This window comes from Paraburkholderia haematera (assembly GCF_905220975.1).
GTDB lineage: Bacteria > Pseudomonadota > Gammaproteobacteria > Burkholderiales > Burkholderiaceae > Paraburkholderia > Paraburkholderia haematera.
Genome location: NZ_CAJNBK010000006.1, coordinates 329,165 through 346,598 on the forward strand (window position 1 = coordinate 329,165; position 17,434 = coordinate 346,598).

Annotated in this window: 23 protein-coding genes; 8 read left to right on the forward strand and 15 right to left on the reverse strand. The window is 61.1% G+C overall.

The genetic code is table 11. The features are described 5' to 3' along the window. Positions 1 to 65: 65 nt before the first annotated feature. On the reverse strand, positions 66 to 248 hold the full coding sequence (locus KHO23_RS14620) for a hypothetical protein (RefSeq protein WP_211611935.1): 183 nt from the start codon (positions 246 to 248) through the stop codon (positions 66 to 68). A 474-nt stretch (positions 249 to 722) separates the two neighbouring features. Then, positions 723 to 1,640, reverse strand: a complete 918-nt coding sequence (locus KHO23_RS14625; RefSeq protein ID WP_211611936.1) for an AraC family transcriptional regulator — start codon at positions 1,638 to 1,640, stop codon at positions 723 to 725. Between the two features lie 101 nt (positions 1,641 to 1,741). On the opposite strand from KHO23_RS14625, the gene KHO23_RS14630 reads away from it, so the two are divergent. Further along, positions 1,742 to 2,491, forward strand: a complete 750-nt coding sequence (locus tag KHO23_RS14630) for an SDR family oxidoreductase (RefSeq protein ID WP_211611937.1) — start codon at positions 1,742 to 1,744, stop codon at positions 2,489 to 2,491. A gap of 64 nt (positions 2,492 to 2,555) precedes the next feature. Then, positions 2,556 to 3,314 (forward strand): SDR family oxidoreductase, encoded by a 759-nt coding sequence (locus KHO23_RS14635; protein WP_211611938.1) that lies wholly within the window; start codon positions 2,556 to 2,558, stop codon positions 3,312 to 3,314. 37 nt (positions 3,315 to 3,351) lie between these two features. Here the strand turns inward: KHO23_RS14635 and KHO23_RS14640 are convergent, their stop codons facing one another. The 10 genes from KHO23_RS14640 to KHO23_RS14685 all read right to left on the reverse strand — a co-directional run bounded on the left by KHO23_RS14640 (position 3,352) and on the right by KHO23_RS14685 (position 9,068). Next, the gene (locus KHO23_RS14640) at positions 3,352 to 4,353 is read right to left on the reverse strand and encodes an NADP-dependent oxidoreductase (protein ID WP_211611974.1); all 1,002 of its coding nucleotides are present in this window, start codon (positions 4,351 to 4,353) and stop codon (positions 3,352 to 3,354) included. 49 nt (positions 4,354 to 4,402) lie between these two features. Continuing rightward, a complete protein-coding gene (locus KHO23_RS14645) occupies positions 4,403 to 5,212 on the reverse strand; it encodes an oxidoreductase (protein ID WP_211611975.1) in 810 nt (269 codons plus the stop codon). Positions 5,213 to 5,330: 118 nt separating this feature from the next. After that, positions 5,331 to 5,939, reverse strand: coding sequence for a TetR/AcrR family transcriptional regulator (locus KHO23_RS14650; protein ID WP_211611939.1), 609 nt, complete (start codon positions 5,937 to 5,939; stop codon positions 5,331 to 5,333). Positions 5,940 to 6,136: 197 nt separating this feature from the next. Further along, a complete protein-coding gene (locus KHO23_RS14655; RefSeq protein WP_211611940.1) occupies positions 6,137 to 6,652 on the reverse strand; it encodes an SRPBCC domain-containing protein in 516 nt (171 codons plus the stop codon). 70 nt (positions 6,653 to 6,722) lie between these two features. After that, the gene (locus KHO23_RS14660; protein ID WP_211611941.1) at positions 6,723 to 7,001 is read right to left on the reverse strand and encodes a hypothetical protein; all 279 of its coding nucleotides are present in this window, start codon (positions 6,999 to 7,001) and stop codon (positions 6,723 to 6,725) included. 73 nt (positions 7,002 to 7,074) lie between these two features. After that, a complete protein-coding gene (locus KHO23_RS14665; protein WP_236066847.1) occupies positions 7,075 to 7,311 on the reverse strand; it encodes an MHYT domain-containing protein in 237 nt (78 codons plus the stop codon). A 155-nt stretch (positions 7,312 to 7,466) separates the two neighbouring features. Continuing rightward, entirely contained in the window at positions 7,467 to 7,859 is a 393-nt protein-coding gene (locus tag KHO23_RS14670; RefSeq protein ID WP_211611942.1) for a DUF1801 domain-containing protein, read from the reverse strand. Further along, entirely contained in the window at positions 7,856 to 8,116 is a 261-nt protein-coding gene (locus KHO23_RS14675; protein ID WP_211611943.1) for a hypothetical protein, read from the reverse strand. The genes KHO23_RS14670 and KHO23_RS14675 overlap by 4 nt, the downstream gene beginning before the upstream one ends. After that, positions 8,113 to 8,529: a VOC family protein gene (locus KHO23_RS14680; RefSeq protein WP_211611944.1), complete on the reverse strand. Its 417-nt coding sequence runs from the start codon at positions 8,527 to 8,529 to the stop codon at positions 8,113 to 8,115. Before KHO23_RS14680 ends, KHO23_RS14675 begins: the two co-directional genes overlap by 4 nt. Then, a complete protein-coding gene (locus KHO23_RS14685; protein ID WP_211611945.1) occupies positions 8,526 to 9,068 on the reverse strand; it encodes a helix-turn-helix transcriptional regulator in 543 nt (180 codons plus the stop codon). Before KHO23_RS14685 ends, KHO23_RS14680 begins: the two co-directional genes overlap by 4 nt. A gap of 427 nt (positions 9,069 to 9,495) precedes the next feature. On the opposite strand from KHO23_RS14685, the gene KHO23_RS14690 reads away from it, so the two are divergent. The 4 genes from KHO23_RS14690 (at position 9,496) to KHO23_RS14705 (ending at position 13,467) form a co-directional block, all read left to right on the forward strand. Further along, on the forward strand, positions 9,496 to 10,149 hold the full coding sequence (locus tag KHO23_RS14690) for a peroxiredoxin (RefSeq protein ID WP_211611977.1): 654 nt from the start codon (positions 9,496 to 9,498) through the stop codon (positions 10,147 to 10,149). Between the two features lie 193 nt (positions 10,150 to 10,342). Further along, on the forward strand, positions 10,343 to 11,413 hold the full coding sequence (locus KHO23_RS14695; protein ID WP_211611978.1) for a rhodanese-like domain-containing protein: 1,071 nt from the start codon (positions 10,343 to 10,345) through the stop codon (positions 11,411 to 11,413). Positions 11,414 to 11,496: 83 nt separating this feature from the next. After that, positions 11,497 to 12,954, forward strand: coding sequence for an NCS1 family nucleobase:cation symporter-1 (locus KHO23_RS14700; RefSeq protein WP_211611946.1), 1,458 nt, complete (start codon positions 11,497 to 11,499; stop codon positions 12,952 to 12,954). 129 nt (positions 12,955 to 13,083) lie between these two features. Then, on the forward strand, positions 13,084 to 13,467 hold the full coding sequence (locus tag KHO23_RS14705) for a hypothetical protein (protein WP_120293396.1): 384 nt from the start codon (positions 13,084 to 13,086) through the stop codon (positions 13,465 to 13,467). 125 nt (positions 13,468 to 13,592) lie between these two features. On the opposite strand, the gene KHO23_RS14710 is transcribed toward KHO23_RS14705, so the two are convergent. Beyond that, a complete protein-coding gene (locus KHO23_RS14710) occupies positions 13,593 to 14,051 on the reverse strand; it encodes a hypothetical protein (RefSeq protein WP_211611947.1) in 459 nt (152 codons plus the stop codon). Positions 14,052 to 14,159: 108 nt separating this feature from the next. Next, on the reverse strand, positions 14,160 to 15,176 hold the full coding sequence (locus tag KHO23_RS14715) for a questin oxidase family protein (protein WP_211611948.1): 1,017 nt from the start codon (positions 15,174 to 15,176) through the stop codon (positions 14,160 to 14,162). 83 nt (positions 15,177 to 15,259) lie between these two features. Here KHO23_RS14715 and soxR point away from each other — a divergent pair, with 83 nt between their 5' ends. Next, the gene (soxR, locus tag KHO23_RS14720; protein ID WP_236066848.1) at positions 15,260 to 15,730 is read left to right on the forward strand and encodes a redox-sensitive transcriptional activator SoxR; all 471 of its coding nucleotides are present in this window, start codon (positions 15,260 to 15,262) and stop codon (positions 15,728 to 15,730) included. 39 nt (positions 15,731 to 15,769) lie between these two features. On the opposite strand, the gene KHO23_RS14725 is transcribed toward soxR, so the two are convergent. After that, the gene (locus KHO23_RS14725) at positions 15,770 to 16,843 is read right to left on the reverse strand and encodes a helix-turn-helix domain-containing protein (RefSeq protein ID WP_236066849.1); all 1,074 of its coding nucleotides are present in this window, start codon (positions 16,841 to 16,843) and stop codon (positions 15,770 to 15,772) included. Between the two features lie 213 nt (positions 16,844 to 17,056). On the opposite strand from KHO23_RS14725, the gene KHO23_RS14730 reads away from it, so the two are divergent. Continuing rightward, positions 17,057 to 17,356, forward strand: coding sequence for a hypothetical protein (locus tag KHO23_RS14730; protein WP_211611950.1), 300 nt, complete (start codon positions 17,057 to 17,059; stop codon positions 17,354 to 17,356). The last annotated feature ends 78 nt before the right edge of the window (positions 17,357 to 17,434 follow it).

Consider the following 17,434-nt stretch of genomic DNA (forward strand, 5'->3'; position numbering starts at 1 on the left):
GATTTACCAAAAATCATCACAGATCAAGCAGGTACTCTTCGGAACTGCCACTCATTTCCGGCGGGTTAGAAAATGCGCTGCCGGGCGATGCAGCGCGCCGTCTCGGCCATGCAGCACGCGGCAATGAGGTTGATCGTCTGGTAGATCGCGAAGATGCCAGCATGCTGCGCGGCGGTCGGGCAGTCGAAACACACTGGCCGGCCGTCAAGCAGAATCCCGCTGGCGGCTAGCGGCAGCATGGCGCTCATCGCGTGTCGTTGGCGCCGGTGGCTTAGTACACGAGGGCAGCGACCAGCGTCACCGCCGTCCGTTGCAGTACACAGCGGCTCACCATGCTTGTCTCCACCGTCGTTGTATCGATTGGCTGCCCAGCGCGACAGCATCCGATGACGCGAGGCGGTAAGGTCGTCGCGTCAGGTAATAATATTAGTCAATAATATCGCCTAACCACCTCGGTACAATCCCCTATGTCCGCATAAAGGGATCGAACACTTGTGCCCATATACAGAGGGGAGTGGCGCAGTTAGGTACGAGCCTAGTCGATATTATCGCTAATATAAGTCCTAATGAATCGATGGCAGCTAGTCGAGCGCTGGTCCGTCAAGGCGATCGAACACGCATGGCATCAGAACGATATCTGGCGATTGCGCAGGACGTGTGTGTGGGACCTGATTAAGCCAGGGACGTGTGTCCAGATCTGAGATCTGCCTGTTTCCGCTGTCTTACGCGCCGTTCGCGGCCGCCTGTTCCTCGCGCGCATATTGCGTTGGCGGCCGGCCGACGTGCCGTGTGAAGGCGACGCTGAAGGTGCTGGCGGAGCTGTAGCCAACGCGCAGTGCAATCTCCGCGACACGACCTTCGTTGCGCCGCAGCAGGTCCTTCGCGAGCGCCATGCGCCACGTGAGCAGATATTCCATCGGCGCGACGCCGACCGCGCGGCTGAAGCGCTCGAAAAAGGTCGAGCGCGAGAGCGCAGCCTCCTTCGCGAGTTCAGCAACTGTCCACGCGTGCGTCGGACGTTCGTGCATCCCGCGGATCGCGGTCGCGAGGCGGCTGTCGGCGAGCCCGCGCACCAGGCCCGGTGACGCATTCGTTTCCGCCGTGGACCGCAACGCCTCGATGAGCAGCACTTCCAGCAGTCGCGAGAGCACGACCTCGCGCGCGGGCCGCTGCTCACGCGATTCCTCTCGCACCAGTTGCACGAGCGTGGCGAGGCGCTGTTCGCCGCGGACATGCACGAGCTGCGGCAGCAGCGAGACCAGCAAGGAGGCATCCGCTGAACCGAAGCTGCAGTGGCCCGCCATCATTCGCGAGTCGATCGGGCTGCCCGGGGCGCCGATTCTGAATTCACCATTGCCTAGCGCGACGGGTGCCAGCGTCTCGACGCCCGGCGGTGGCGGCTCAAGGCTGGACATCGCCACGCCGTAGGCCGCCGGAATCAGGACGAAGTCACCCGACAGGAGCTCGATCGGGTCGTGTCCGTCGATCGCGATGCGGCACCCGCCCTCGAGAATCGCGCAATAGAACGGCTGGCCGGCATCCGAGCGACTGATGCGCCAGGGGCTGGCGCCGAGGACGAGTTTGGAGAACCGGGCACCCGGCTGCAGCAGCGTCACGACTTCGGCTAATGGATCGATCATCGCCGGACTCCTGCGAATGAAATTCGGACTTTCGATTGTAGCGAGTACGGCCTCAGAGATCTATCGTGTGGGAACACCCAAATCACACCAAAGGATGTCCCATGAAAACCGTGCTGGTCACCGGCTGCTCTTCCGGATTCGGCCTCGAGATCGCTCGCTGCTTTTTAGCCCGCGACTGGCAGGTCGTCGCCACGATGCGTACACCGCATGCCGACGTGCTGCCACCTTCAGACCGCCTGCGCGTGCTGGCGCTCGACGTCACGGATCCCGAGAGCATTCGCAAGGCTGTCGAGGCCGCAGGTCCGATCGACGTCCTCGTCAACAACGCGGGCTTCGGCGCGGCGTCCCCAGCCGAACTCGTCCCGATTGCGACGGTGCGCGAGGTTTTCGAGACCAACGCCATCGGCACGATCGCAATGACGCAGGCCGTGCTGCCCCAGTTCCGGCAGCGCAGGGCCGGCGTTGTCGTGAACGTCACGTCGAGCGTGACGCTGAAGGCACTGCCCCTGATCGCCGCGTACCGCGCGAGCAAGGCGGCGGTGAACGCATTCACTGAGTCGATGGCGCTGGAACTCGAGCAGTTCGGCGTCCGGGTGCGCCTGGTGCTGCCGGGCCGTGCGCCTGAGACCCGCTTCGGAGAGAACGCGCGCGCCCACATACACGGCTTCGAGCACGAGGCCTATGCCGATCTCGTCAAGGGTGTCGTCGCGCACCTGGCGGATACGTCTGCCCCGATCACCCGGGCACAGGACGTTGCCGAAGCCGTGTGGCGCGCGGCGACCGACCCGTCATCCCCGATGCGCATCCCGGCCGGCGCCGACGCCGAAGCATGGGCTGCCGAAGTTCGCTGACCGGTCGGCGCGCCAGCACCCTGAATTTTTTGCGCATTACTTCGCAATACGAAAGGAGATTGCCATGCAGGACAAACCCATCGCCCTGGTCACCGGGGCCAATCAAGGAATCGGTCTGCAGATCGCAAAGGATCTCGCGGGCCACGGCTTCACTGTGCTGGTCGGGTCGCGCAATCTCGAGCGCGGCGAGGCGGCGGCCAGGGAGGTTGGGCCGGACGCCCACGCGCTCCAGCTCGATGTGACGGATCAGGCTTCGATCAAGGCCGCGGCGGGGCGCGTTCGTAACGAGTTTGGCCGCCTCGACGTGCTCATCCAGAACGCGGCCATCTCGAATACGACAAAGCTGCCCGGGCAGTCCGTTGAGGAGTACGTGAAGACGACCCGCGCGAGCAACGTGTCCCTCGAAGAAATGCGTGCGGTGTGGGACACCAACGTGTTCGGCGTTCTCGCCGTTTACCAGGCGATGCTGCCGATCCTGCGCGAGACACCCGGCGCCCGCATCGTCAACGTGTCGAGTGGCGTTGGGTCGCTAACGGCGAACTCAGACTCCGCCTTTGCCCACCGCGCGATCTTCGGCCCCGTCTACCCAGCGTCCAAGACGGCGCTCAACGCTTTGACGGTTGCCATGGCAATCGAGCTGGAGCCGGAAGGGATCAAGGTCAACGCCGTCTCCCCGGGCTTCACCAGGACGAACCTCAACGGATATGCGGGCACGGAGACGGTCGAAGCGGGCGCTCGCGAAGCGGTGCGCGTCGCGCTGCTGGGCCCGGACAGCCCCACAGGGACGTTCACGCGCTGGGAAAACGAAACGATCCCGTGGTGATGGTGTCTCGAGCGCGTGATCGAAGGGATCCCTCGTTCTATCGGATCTTGATGACGACCTTACCCTTCGCACGTCCTGTTTCGACGTAAGCCAAAGCCTCTCGCGTTGATTCGAACGGGAAAATCCGATCGATCACGGGCCTTATCGCAGCGGCGTCGACGAGCTTGGCAATCTGGGCTAGCTGGTCTCCATCGGCACGCATAAAAAGGAATGAATAGCGGACGTCACGACGTCTCGCCGCCTTTCGGATGCGATAGCTTAGAAACCGAATCGCCGTTTTCAGGAACCAGGAAGCCCCCAACTGCCTGGCAAAATCAGGATCGGGCGGACCGGCGATCCCGATGAGCTTGCCACCCGGTTTGAGCACTTGCAGTGATTTTTCGAGCGTATTTCCGCCCTGCGTATCCAGCACGACGTCGCAGTCTTTCAATACGGTGGCAAAGTCGTCTTTCTTGTAATCGATGACGATATCCGCACCGAGTTGCTTCACTAATCCGGCATTTGCGGCGCTCGCTGTTGTCACGACGGTCGCGCCAAGATGCTTCGCCAGTTGAATAGCAAAGGTGCCAACGCCGCCGGAGCCGGCGTGTATGAGCACCTTCTGACCTTTCTTCAGTTGCGCCCGTTCGACCAGCGCCTGCCACGCGGTTAAACCTGCCAACGGGATTGAGGCGGCTTCTTCCATGCTGAGCGCTTTGGGCTTGAGCGCCACTGCGTCTTCCTTGATTGCGATAAATTCCGCGAAAGCGCCGATCCGATCTTTGGGCGGTCGTGCATACACCTCATCGCCCGGTTTGAATCGCCGCACACGGGATCCGACGCGGACAATCACCCCGGCCAGGTCATTGCCCAGAATCAGCGGCAAACGATAGGGCAAAATGAGCTTGAACTCTCCATCCCTGATCTTTGAATCAAGCGGGTTCACGCCGGCGGCGTGAATCTGGATCAATACGTCGTCCTCACGCAGTTCCGGAACCGGCATATCGCCAGCCCGTACGCCTTGCTTGCGTCCATATCGATCGACGACGAATGCCTTCATCATGATTCATTGTTCCTTTTCAGTTTCTCGTTGCGTGAAGTCGTACCGTCTACGTTGTGAGCCGCAGATCTTTGCGAATGCCGGCGTCCACCAGGCCCGCAGGCGCAAATCTGCGTAGCAATCGCAGGCGGCCGGCGAGTCCTCCCGCTGTATAGCGGAGTTTCGGGCGAGCCGCGAGAGCGGCCTGCAGCACGGTCTCGGCCACGACCTCAGGACCGTCAGCGCCCTCGACCACCTCCTTGACTCGCTTATCGATGGCCGCGCGGACCTCGCGGTACGTGTCGAGGGGAGCGTCGGGCGCCATGAAGTTCGCGTCGAACGGCGTCTTGATGTAAGCAGGCTCAATGACCGATACCCGGATGCCCATTGTGCGCAACTCATGGTCGAGCGACTCCGAATAGCCTGCAACCGCGTGCTTGGTGGCGGAATACAGCGCCATATAGGGCATGGGTAAGAAACCCAGGACAGAGCCGATGTTGATGATGCGGCCACTGCCTTGTTGGCGCATATGGGGCAGCACGGCACGCGTCATGCGGATAATCCCGAAGAAGTTCGTATCGAAGATCGCACGGGCCTGGTCAAGCGAGCTTTCTTCTGCAGCCGCGGGGGCGACACCGAAGCCGGCGTTGTTCACCAGCAGATCGATGCGACCGTCCAAGCGCAGCACTTCTTTGACGGCTGCTTCGACGGATGCTTCGCTAGTCACGTCCAGCGGCAGCATCTCGAACGTCTGCTGGCCAGCTTGTGCACCGCGCCGGCTGGTGCCGTAGACCTTGTACCCGGCCTTGGTAAGACGGTTTGCCGTGGCTTCGCCGATGCCCGACGAGGCGCCCGTAACGAGGGCTATTCCACTTTTCATCATGTCCTTCCGGTAGTGAGGAAACTCTTTACATGGTTAGTCGAGCGTTCATCTCGCCAAAAATATGATGTTCATCATATTTTTTGACCCAACAAAAATGCACGCCGGGCAAGCGGGTTTATTCGTCAGAGGGTGCGAATTTTTTCAATGCGGCTTCAAGGAGGCTGTCCGACAACTTGGGGTCGTCGACGGCGCGCGCCAGCACCATGGTGCCGACCATGGCCGCAACGGTAATCAGTGCCTGCTCATGCGCGCCCGGCTGGCCCCAATCGGGCAATTGGCGCGCAACGACATCGATCATCTCCTTGATGCGGCGGGTGGCCGCGCGCCGAACGACCGGCGCCTGACGCGGCATCTCCGAACCAAGGGCGGAGACCGGGCAGCCCGTCTCTATGGCTTCGCGGTGCTCCTTCGAGAGATAGGCGCGCACCATCGACGGCAATGCCTGCTCCGGCGGCACGGAGGCGGCAATTTGCTCCGACAGGGCCACGGCCTCAGCACCGGCGCGGTCAGCCGCTTCGGCAAGCAGCACCTCCCGCGATGGAAAGTGAGCGTAGAAGCCGCCATGTGTCAGGCCAGCCTCTTTCATGATGTCGGCCACGCCCGTCCCGTCGTACCCGCTGCGCCGAATCGCGCGCGCGGCAACCTCGACGATGCGTTCGTGCGTAACTTCCTTACGGCTGGCGGTTTTCCGATTGAACGATGACTTTTGCATGATGGCCATCATATACCACTTCTGCACAATGTGCTGACCGGTGCAATCTCGATGGAGATCAAGGCCTCGTCGGGTTATCCCACCGAGAAAATGCTATGCCGCGCCAGCTTCTCTCACGCGAGGAACGACGTTGGAATGGCTGGTGGTTGTCGACGGGCGCCTGCCGCACCCGATTCCGTTTGTATCGCACGAGGAACGGGCATATGTGCTCAGGGCGCCTCCGATTCCGCACGTTGCTTTACAGCGGCATTCATCGCTTGAAAGTTTTGCCTGGTTTCCTCGACCACGTCTTTCGTTAGGTGACCAACAAGAATTCCCGAGAAACGCTCCGTTTGCTCAAGACGGGTGCCGCCCGTTACGGTCGACAGGTGAATGCAATGCGTCCCGTCGAAGACGCCGCGAATCCCGACGCTCCCACGCCAGCAAAGATCGTGCTCCCGGCGAACGGTCAAGACAGTTGGCTTAAACACCGTCGCGTCAGATGCCTTGCCTAGCACGATCCTGATGGTCGCTCCCTCCTTGAAATCGCCGTCAACCTGAGTGATGAACGGATTCCAGGCAGGATACGCGGCACTATCTGATACCACTTTCCAAACATCGGCAGGCGAACGATCGATGAGAATGTCGGCGTGCACGTCAAGGTCTTCATGTAGGGCAAACAAGATTCCAATGACGCCGACGACACTGGCTAAGATGCCTTTCAGTATGACCCTGCGTAAGACCATGCGAGCCCTCGGAGTATGTTGCGGTTCGCTTGCTGGCACCCCGTTCATCTTTGGACGAGGCAGCCTCTAATCAGCCGCGGTCCATGTGGCGAAAGAATAAATACAGGCTGACTGCTGCAGCGGACCAGAGCACGGCCTGCGCAATGCGCGAGCCCTTGCCCGTCCCGAACCGCTGTCTCCACAACACATTCAACCCCTCAACGGCCATGCCCGTAGCCAATAATGCAATGAGGGACACCGCTATTCCGAAGGCAGTTACCCTGCCTGTTTCATGGTACTGAATGACGAAGAGGATCAATGCAGTGGGAATCAAAAGCGATAAGCTGCGCTTGAATACTTCGGTGAGCATTGTTTCCCCGGGGACCCTTAAATTTCGCCAGATTGTACGGCCAACAACCCCGTCGAAAAAAGTAATTGGCTCGCTATGCGCCTTGCATGCGATCGAACTGATCATTGAGTCGGGCGACCGAATTGGCGAGAAAGGCCACTCTGGCATTGAGGCGGGAAAAAACCAGCGTCACGATAAGAATCGCGAACGCGAACGGAATGACGGTGGCTGCAAGCCATTGAGGTTTGACACCATTCGCTGCGCCGCAAAGCGATCCGACGGGGAAGTTGGCCGCGGCCATGCCCATGTAATGCGTGCTGGCGATACCCAAACCCATCAGGACCCCGCCCGCGAGCAAATGGAACGGCTTCAGACGTTCCCGCGCCAGGCCAAAAAGATCGGTGACGTTTGACCTTGCCCTGGCACTGGCCTACATCCGCCGCGGTGTCCCGTGTCGCGATCGGCCCGCTGAAATCGGCGTGATCGTCAACGCGCGGAACCTTTGTTCAATTCCACCGCTGCCTGAATCAGGCGGCTTAGTGCTGACTGATTCACCACTGCGCCTTCGCGGAAGTCGATGGCTCGACGAACCTTGCCCTCCAGGCTTGAATTGAAGAGGCGAGCCGGGTCCGGCAGGGAGGCACCCCGGGGGAACGTGAGCTTGACGACCTGTTTGTAGGTTTCACCTGTGCAGATCAGGCCGTGGCTGGACCAGGTTGGGGTGCTCCACTTCCATTCCTCGACAATGGTGGCGTCAGCCGCCCGGATGAGGCTGCGCAGGCTGGCGAGCAGATCGCCTCGCCAGTCGGCCAGCGACTGAATCCGGGCGTCGATGAGTTCGGACGCGGGCTCGGCGTGCACGACGGGAGCGTTCTTCATGCCAGTGGCGCCTCCTGGTCGCCTACGGAACGCTGCGAAGGGCGATGACGGGCACGGTCGCGGCTGAAGTAGGGCAGCGCAAACAGGTAGAGCCCGGTGAACACCAGCAGGGCCAGCGGCAGCAGCGGCGCGTAGGTGATCCAGGGCGGCGGCAGGCCGTGTCTCATGGCCATGGCGGTGAAATTGGCGATAACCGTCAGCGTGAAGATGATGGATACCCACCGGTGAAACTGACGAATCCATGCGCTGGTGTTCATGTCGTGCTCCTCGGCGCCTGGATCATCTTCCAGCCGTTGCCGGCGGGGTCGCGGAAACCGGCGTCGACGCTGCCAAAGCGGTCAACCGGTTCCTGAGTGAATTCCACACCGCGAGCTTTCAACTGGGCGTAGCTGGCGCGACAGTCGTCCACGGAGAGGACCAGGGGCGGCATGGCCCCCTTGGCGACCATCGCGCGCAGGATTTGCGCGGTGGCCTCGTCGTGGATCGGCGGGCCGGGTGTGAACAGGCCAAGCTGGAATGAGGGTTGATCCGGATGCTGGACCGTGAGCCAGCGGTAGGGACCGTTGCGCACGTCCGTGTGGACGCGAAAACCGAGCTTGTCGACGTAGAACGAGAGCGCTTCGTCCTGGTTATCGACATACAAACCCACCACATTGACACCTTGGTTCATGACTCCTCCTTGGTTGATGGGAGGAATGTATCGTCGGCCACGCGGCGGCGCTTCTCCAAAACTGCGATGTTGAGGTCGGGGCGCTGCGCGGCCTTCAGGACGCAGGCGGGCACGCGGTCGAGCTGAGGCTTGTTGGCCTGGGCCTCGAGGCGCAGGGCGCCAGGGCTTTGGCCGGTAATGTCGCGGAAGGTGCGGCCGAAGGTGCCGAGGCTCTCCCACCCGGTGGCGAAGGCAATGTCGGTGATACTAAGCTCGGTGTCGCGCAGGAGGGTAGTGGCCTGCTCGATGCGCCGTGTCAGCAGGTAGCGGTGCGGTGGGAGGCCGAAGGCCCGCTTGAAGGAGCGCGCGAAATGGGCTCCCGAGACGCCACTGACTTCCGCCAGGCGCTTGACGGGCCAGGCCTCGTGCGAGGCGGCGTCCATGCGGTCTTTGGCGCGCAGCAGGCGGCGCAGCAGGGCGGGGTCTTGCAACGTGTCGGCGCCGTCCCCTGCGGGGGACGAGGCAAGCGGCTGGGCGTTATGGTCTTCGCGAGGAGGCATACGTTCCGGGAGAGCTGGCGGCACGCGGGTAGTTTAAGTTGCAGCGCAGCGAACGGCTAGGGTTGAGGCGGAAATCCGTGTACGGGTACGAATCAAAGTGCGGGTTCCATGTCTTCGGAGTGCAGGCGAACGTGTCGCCACAACGGCGGATTAACCCTGCGTTCAGCCTACAGCGACAGTCTTTTTTGTTCTACGCTATATGTGCGGCCTGCAGCGCGTCCCGAAGCCCGTCCCGCATCGCGGCGATCGGTGAGGGCCTCTGAAATTGCTGCACTCGCAGATGGTCCTCCAGTGCGTTACGGTGCAACCGGCCGGAGGATGATCTCAAGTCAGATCAATCCCCTGACTAAACACCCAGGCAGCCCGGAGGGCGTTGCTCCGACCGCGGCACTGGTACTCTGGTGCACCCATCCTATGGAGACTGATGATGTCGATTCGACTAGGAGAAGACGCTCCCGATTTCACTGCTGAAACCACCGAAGGGACCATCCGATTTCACGAATGGATCGGCGACCATTGGGTGATTCTGTTTTCACATCCGAAGGATTTCACACCCGTTTGCACCACGGAACTCGGATACCTGGCGGGCCTCAAGCCAGAATTCGATAAGCGCAACACGAAAATTATCGGGCTCAGCGTCGATCCCGTCAGTGACCACAAGGAGTGGGTCAAGGATATCGCGGAGACGCAGGGCCACGAGGTCAGCTACCCACTGATCGGCGACTCGGACTTAACGGTCGCGAAGCTCTACGACATGATTCATCCCGAGGCGAGCGGCGGCCCGCGCACCGCCGTGGACAACGCGACGGTACGCTCGGTGTTTCTCATCGGGCCGGACAAGAAGGTTAAAGCGATGCTCGTCTATCCGATGAGTGCGGGCCGCAATTTCGACGAAGTGCTGCGGCTGCTCGACGCGCTCCAGCTCAACGCGAAACACACTGTGGCGACGCCGGTGAACTGGAAACCGGGTGAAGACGTGATCATTCCAACATCGGTTTCAAACGATGCCGCGATGCAAAAATATCCGCAGGGTTTCAAGACCGTGAAGCCATACTTGCGGTACGTTGAGCAACCGAAGTAAAGCGCTCATTGATTGGAGGGGCGAGCGCCAGACCGTGGAAAGTCCGGCGCCCGATGCGAGTCCGGGCGCATTGATGTGCGCGGCCTTCTGAACGGGCTGAGCCCAATTCGACCACCTGCAGGACGTTTTGGCGGCGCTGCATGGGCCGCCATTTTTAAGTGCCCGCAAGAGCGGGCCACGGAGCGAAATCGTGTTGACCTTCCGGCAGCTATTCGATCAGCAGTCTTCAACGTACACGTACCTTCTTGCCGATAGCACAACGCGCGAGGCTGTACTGATCGATCCGGTATTTGAACAGGTGCGCCGGGATGCTGCGTTGATCGAAGAGCTTGGATTGCATCTGCTTTACACCATCGACACCCACGTCCACGCCGATCACGTAACCGGTGCATGGATGTTGAATCGCCGTATAGGCAGCCGGATTGCGATATCGGCTGCGAGCGGCGCCGAAGGCGCGGACCGCTATCTGAGCCAGGGGGACAAGGTCGAGTTCGGCACGCGATACCTGGTCGTACGCGCGACACCGGGTCATACCGATGGATGCATCACACTCGTACTCGACAACGAGACCATGGCGTTTACCGGCGATTGCCTGTTGATCAGGGGCACGGGCCGCACGGATTTCCAGCGGGGCGACGCGCACGCCATGTTTCGCGCGATCCACAATCACATTTTTACGTTGCCCGCCGCGTGCCTGCTTTATCCGGCCCACGACTATCGCGGTTTGACGGTCACCAGCGTGGGCGAGGAGCGGCGCTTCAATCCACGCCTGGGCGGCGAACTGTGTGAAGACGATTTCATCGGATACATGACGAACCTGCACCTGTCGCACCCGAAGCAGATCGATGTAGCGGTGCCTGCAAACCTGAAATGCGGCCTGGCGGCGAGCTACCCCGCGCAGACGGCGGAGCCCGACTGGGCGCCACTGACATGCAGCTTTGCGGGCATCTGGGAAATCAACGCCCAGTGGCTCGAGGAAAATCTTCGTGCCGTCGAGATCGTCGACGTGCGCGAGCCCGACGAGTTCGACGGACCGCTGGGGCGCATCCCCGCAGCCACGCTCATTTCATTGGGCGAGCTCGCGACGCGTGCCGCCGAACTCTCGAAGGAGCGCCCGATCGTGACCGTCTGCCGGGCCGGCGGGCGCTCGGCGCAAGCCACGGTCATGCTGCGGCAGGCCGGGTTCGAGCGGGTTGCCAACCTTGCCGGCGGCATGCTCCGCTGGCGAGCGGAAGGCCGTGTCGTTGAAAACGCCAGCATGTAGCGGTATCTTCAGACGCGGGGGCATTTCCTCCAGACGTGCCCGGCGGTGTTTCCTCAGTTCCACGAACTCAAAGGAGATGTCAGATGGAAATCCGCGATCCTTCCCCCGGCCTCTACAACGAAGATCTCGCGCCTGCCAGGCAGCGCAACTGGGGTGCCTTCAGTATCTTCAACGTCTGGACCTCGGACGTGCACAGCCTCTGGGGCTACTACCTCGCCGCCAGCCTGTTCCTGCTGTGCGGCAGCTTTATCAACTTCGTGCTGGCGATCGGGCTCGGCTCGCTGGTGATCTTCGCGCTGATGAACCTGATCGGCTACGCCGGCGAGAAAACCGGTGTGCCGTATCCGGTGCTGGCGCGCGCCTCCTTTGGCGTGTGGGGCGCCAACCTGGCGGCAATGGTGCGCGCCGTGGTGGCCTGCTTCTGGTACGGCGCACAGACGGCAGCCGCGTCGGGCGCGATGGTCGCGCTGCTGATCCGCAGCGACAGCCTGATGGCGTTCCACAAGGGCACGCAGTTGCTTGGCCACTCAGGGCTGGAGGTGATCTGCTACGTGATCATCTGGGCGCTGCAGTTGCTCATCATCCAGAAAGGCATGGAGACGGTGCGCAAATTCCAGGACTGGGCCGGCCCGGCGGTGTGGGTCGCGATGCTGATCCTGGCAATCGGCCTGTGCGTCAAGGCCGGCGGCTTCTCTTTCAGCCATGGCATTCCGATGAACGTGCTGCTACAGAAGACCGGCGACGCCGGCGTCAGCGGCGAACCAGGCTCGTTCTGGGCACTCATGGCGGTGGGCGCAACCTGGATCACTTACTTCGCGGCGCTGTACCTGAATTTTTGCGACTTCTCGCGCTACGCGAAAAACCGCGACGCGGTGAAGAAAGGCAATCTGTGGGGGCTGCCGGTCAACCTGATCGCGTTCTCGCTGGTCGCCGGCGTCACCACCATCGCCGCCTTCAAGGTGTACGGCGAAGTGCTGCTTCACCCCGAACAGATTTCGGCCAAGTTCGACAGCTGGGTGCTGGCACTCATCGCGGCGCTGACCTTCGCTGTCGCCACGCTAGGCATTAACGTGGTGGCCAATTTTGTCTCGGCCGCGTTCGACATCTCCAATACGTTCCCCAGGCGGATCAGCTTCAAGAAGGGCGGCTACATCGCCGCGGCCATCGCGCTGGTGCTCTATCCGTTCGCGCCGTGGGAAGGTAACGCCGCGCATTTCGTCAATGCCATCGGCGCCACAATGGGCCCGCTGCTGGGGATTATTCTGGTGGACTACTACCTGGTGGCCAAGGGCAACATCAACGTCGCGGCGCTCTACCAGGAGCACGGCGAGTACCGCTACGAAGGCGGCTGGAACGTCAACGCACTGGTCTCCGTGGCGGTCGGCGGCGTGTTTTCGACCTTCCTGCCCAACTTCACCAACCTGCTGCCGGTCTGGTGGAATACCTATGGGTGGTTCTTCGGCGTGGTGATCGGCGGCGGCATGTACCTGATCATGGCGACGCTGCGGCCGCGTACCGCGATCGCGCCGACCCGCGCTTGAGGGTTTTCCTGAGGGACGGATAGGAGTGGCTCCCGGCCTCAGGCGCGCGGAACAGGCACGGCAACAATGCCGATGGTTGACGGGCGGCGGTCATGCTAGGATTTCTCGCAAACAACTCCGGAGACTGCTATGCCGTTCATCTGCGAAAACGTTGAATGTCGCGCCGTGTTGGCCCGCGGACAGGTCAGAACCGTTAGCGAGAACGAGGGGTGGTGCTTCTACTGCCCAGACTGCAAAACGAGGAACGCGTTGAACGATATCGGCGCGCCGGGCGGTCCTGTTGAGTTGAGGCAGCCGGAGAGACCTGATCTACCACACAAAGTGATTGCAACGGCTCGACCGCTGGAGGACGGCAAGTACGCGGCGCAATTGCGCGTACAAAGGGCCCTCGGTATAAGGGGCACTTACGCGGTCGAAGAGCATTGGGAACAGCTCGGCGTATTCCCTAACCCGAACGAAGCCGTCGCACATGCGAAGTCTATTGCGGCAGACTTGCTGAACCAGAAGGCATAGCCCCGATTGGAACACGGGATATAGCCGCGCACACCGTGCGCGGATCTTTACGGCCGGCCCCGGCCGTAAAGATCCGCATGACAACCTGAAGCTGGCCGACGCCGGTGCCGTAAAGTCGGCATCACTTACGAAGCTTCGGCGGAAGCGAGCTTGAGAAATAGTTTGGCTGCTTCGTTGTCGTGGGACAAAGCGCGCAGTGCAAGGGCGAGCGCTAGCTGCGCGTCGTGGGCGGCTGCGCTACGGTCCTGATCGAAGAGTTTGACGGCGTGGCGCATATGCTGCGCCGCCTGCTCATGAAGCTCCGCTGCCAGTGCGTGATGTTTTGCCGCGATTGCACTGTCTGCGCCGGCGCCGGGCGATGCAGGTGCAACCGGCGGCGTATTGGCGCTGTGCGCGCCCGCGTCGTGTGCCTGATCGATCGCGTGCAAGGTGTGGCCATGGGCCATCATCGCCTCGTGCGCGGCGTGGGCATAGTCTTTACCCCCCTCGAAATGCCGCGACGCCCCGTGGTGATATCGCGCTGCCTGCTCGTGATGTGACGCTGCGGCTTGAAGATGTTCTTTTTTGCTGTGCTTCGTGCTCATACCGGCTCCTGTACGACTGTCGGACCGACTCCGATAACGACCGATTCGAAGACGCTGTGGCGGGTCGGAAACCACTGGTTCCGAATTTACACGCACTTGCGCTCCCGATCACGTTTTCGTCGTGCGGAAAACCAGTCGTGCTGCTGACGCAAGGTAAAGCGGCGATGGGTGGTGACGGTCCTCGCAAAGACACGTGTATGCCATCTTGATCACATGATCATCGTTTGATGCCACCGCCATCCGGCGGACATCGCTCCAGCTAACGGTGACATCTGACGAATCTGTTTCAACGTTCGCGGGTCTGCCCACCGTTGCGTAAGCCGTGCACAGCGCAATCCACAAGCCAGGCAGCAATTGCTTTGCCGAGGTGTCAGGCAATTGAGCCAGGAGGATTCGCGCTGCGTGTGTCGCTGTCACCGTGTGAAGCACGGTGAAGTCTGGCGAGCGCCAGTACGCGCTAATCGTCGCCCGCGCCAGATCGTCGAGTAAGGTCACAGCGGGCGGAGGCGCAAGGATGGCATGCCTGAACCGCACATCGCTTGCAACAGCGCGCAAGCGCGACGTGATCGAGTTGCCCGGAACAGCACCATTGCCCATTGCGCATACGACGTGGTCAAACCCCGCCTCGACGTTTTCTGCTGTGCGATTCTCATCAAAACGGGCGTCAATATGCAGATGCGACGAGATTAACGCGGCCAGGCCGGAGGCGATCTCGCCGGAATGCGCCGCCTTGATGCCGTATGCCAACCGGATAAGCGCGTGAAAGGCCTGCGTTGCGGGTGCGAACGGCACCTCTTTCAGCACGGCCGCGATGACTGGGACGGAGCCGGCCTCGGCGATCCAGTCCAGAAAACAAACGCGCAAAGCGCCGAATGCAGCGGCATTGCCCAATTGCCGCGACCATTCGTGGCGGCTGACGATTGCATCGACAGGTGGTGCACTCAATGCGTATTCGCGCTCCCACCTATCGAAGAATTCCTGCAGTCGAGCGGGCGAGGCTCCCATTTCGGCCAATGCGACAAGCGCCATCGGACAATGGTTGGTCGTACCTCTAGCCATCAGATCGAAGCGAGCGTTTGCATCTAGAAGCTCATTCAACTTGAGCCTAACGGGGTCCTTACGCATCTTGCCGTCTCTCAATCAAGGGAACCAACGCATTGTGAAAGTTCAAGTAAACTTGAAGTCAAGAGAAAATGCGTGGGAGCGTCATGAACGAGACGGCGATTTCAATTGGTGAACTGGCGAAGCGCTCGGGCGTAGCGACGAGTGCGATTCGTTTCTACGAGGAACAGGGGCTGATTAGCAGTACCCGAACAGAAGGCGGCCAACGGCAGTATCGAAGGGAGGTCCTCCGCCGCGTAGGGTTCATCCGCGCCGCACAGGCTGTCGGATTGAACCTTGCGGAGATTCGTTCTGCCCTTGAAACATTGCCCGGGCAACGCACGCCGACCCGGCAGGACTGGCAACGTCTCTCGCGCGCATGGCAACCTCTGCTCCAAGAACGAATCGATGGTCTTATTGCATTGCGCGATCAGCTTGCATCCTGTGTAGGCTGCGGGTGCCTTTCGCTGAAGTCCTGTTCTCTCTATAACCCCGAAGATGTTGCCCGACGGCGGGGGAGTGGTGCGCGATATCTGATGGGCGACACCTCGCGCGCTGTGTTGGCTGACGATCAATAGCCGCAGCCTCCCGAACGCAGCCGGCGCAACATTGCCCGTCTACGTGAAACGCGCCCGTGCTGCATGTGTGCGCTGGAGCAACGGCGCGTACTCGTGCAAATCCCGTGGCGCGATGTCGAAGGCGCGACGGAATGCACGCGTAAAGCTCGACGCTTCATTGAAACCCAAGCCCGCGGCAATGTCCTGTACGTCCATATGCGGAAAGCGCACCAGCTCATCGGCTGCCATTCGCAGCCTGCGGCTACGGATATAAGCGGCCAGGCCGCCTTCATGCTCGAATATGCGGTACACGCTGGCGCGCGAGAGATGCAGCGATGCCAACACGCTGTCGGGCGACAAATCCGGATCGTGCAGATGGGTCTCGACATACCGCCGCACTTGTCCATAGACAGCAGCACGTACTGCCGCGCGGCTGTTGCCGGAAAGCCCCGCTTGACGGCTGAAAGCTGCGACGAGTAGCTCTACCGCAGTGAGAAAGGACTGGTGCGCTTCCTTCTTGCCCAGTCCGACGATTTGCCGCTTGAGCGCCACCAGATGCTCGATCAGCAGGCGTGTCAAAGGGGTGGTGGCGTGGACCCAGCGGCCATGCAGCGAGGCGGCATCGGGGAACGACCTTTCCACCAGCGCGCGTGGCACAAAAAGGAGCAGTAGCCGACCATGAAAACTTCGGATCGCGCACGGCTGATCCATGTCCAGCGCGAGGATACTTGGCACTTGCGGTATGTGCGGCGCATCGAGTTGTGGCTTGCCGCCTACGAACTGCGACGGCGGCCCCTTAAGGAACACGCTGAAGGTGATGTCGCGAAAGCTCTCGGTCGAAACCCGACCCAACGATCGCACGGCCAGGTTCGGCGCAGTGCGGAAATCGAAGAGGCTCAGGTTGTCGATCGTGTAACGGGACAGCGATGAATCGAACGTCTCCTCAACCTGCTTTGACGAAGGCTGTATGTCGTAGACCGGACTCATCCGCTCCTGCCAGGCCAGGAAGCTTTGACGGGCGTCGCCTTGAACGCTGAACGTGCTGTGCACGATGCCCGGAGCAATCGTTGGTGGCTCGGGCGGCAACAACAAGCGGCTTAGCGGTGTGGCGGTGTGTTGCGGATCGTCGTTCAAGGCCGTGCTCGTCGTTGATTTTCGTCCAGTTTTGATCCGCCCCGTGCGGCTGAACTTTATGCTGAGCCACTAGCCCGCTCGGAACGCGCTAGTGTAGGTATCCCAGCATATCAGGAACGGGCGTTTACTGAGACGGGCGGTCAAGTGCGTTCGCGGATGGCTGAAACAATGGTCACGCAACGATATAAAAAATTTAAAAAGGCCTGAGAGAATATGAGGATTAAAAGCAAATGGGGAAGGGGTATTCACGAAGGAAAAGTCGTTTCCGTTGTGGACGGTAAGCGGCTTTTCATCCAGCTACACTCCGCGATGGAGACGCTCTCGCTGGGCAAGATAGCAACTCGTCGAAGCCAAAGCGTGCTGACCGTCGCGATCGACAATGTGCAGAAAATAGCGGATCACATGAGTGAGCCGTTTATTCATGCGAAACGAGACGATGTTGTGGTGCTGCTGTATGCGAGTGATGAGACTCGGATGGCGGCGCTGGCCGTGCTTGGCTTGCGTGATGCATAGGTCGGTGCGCTGGAAATGATCGCGACGGTCGCCACGGGTTCGTGCCAGCGCGCCTGCGCATCTTCGATCGCGCCGTTC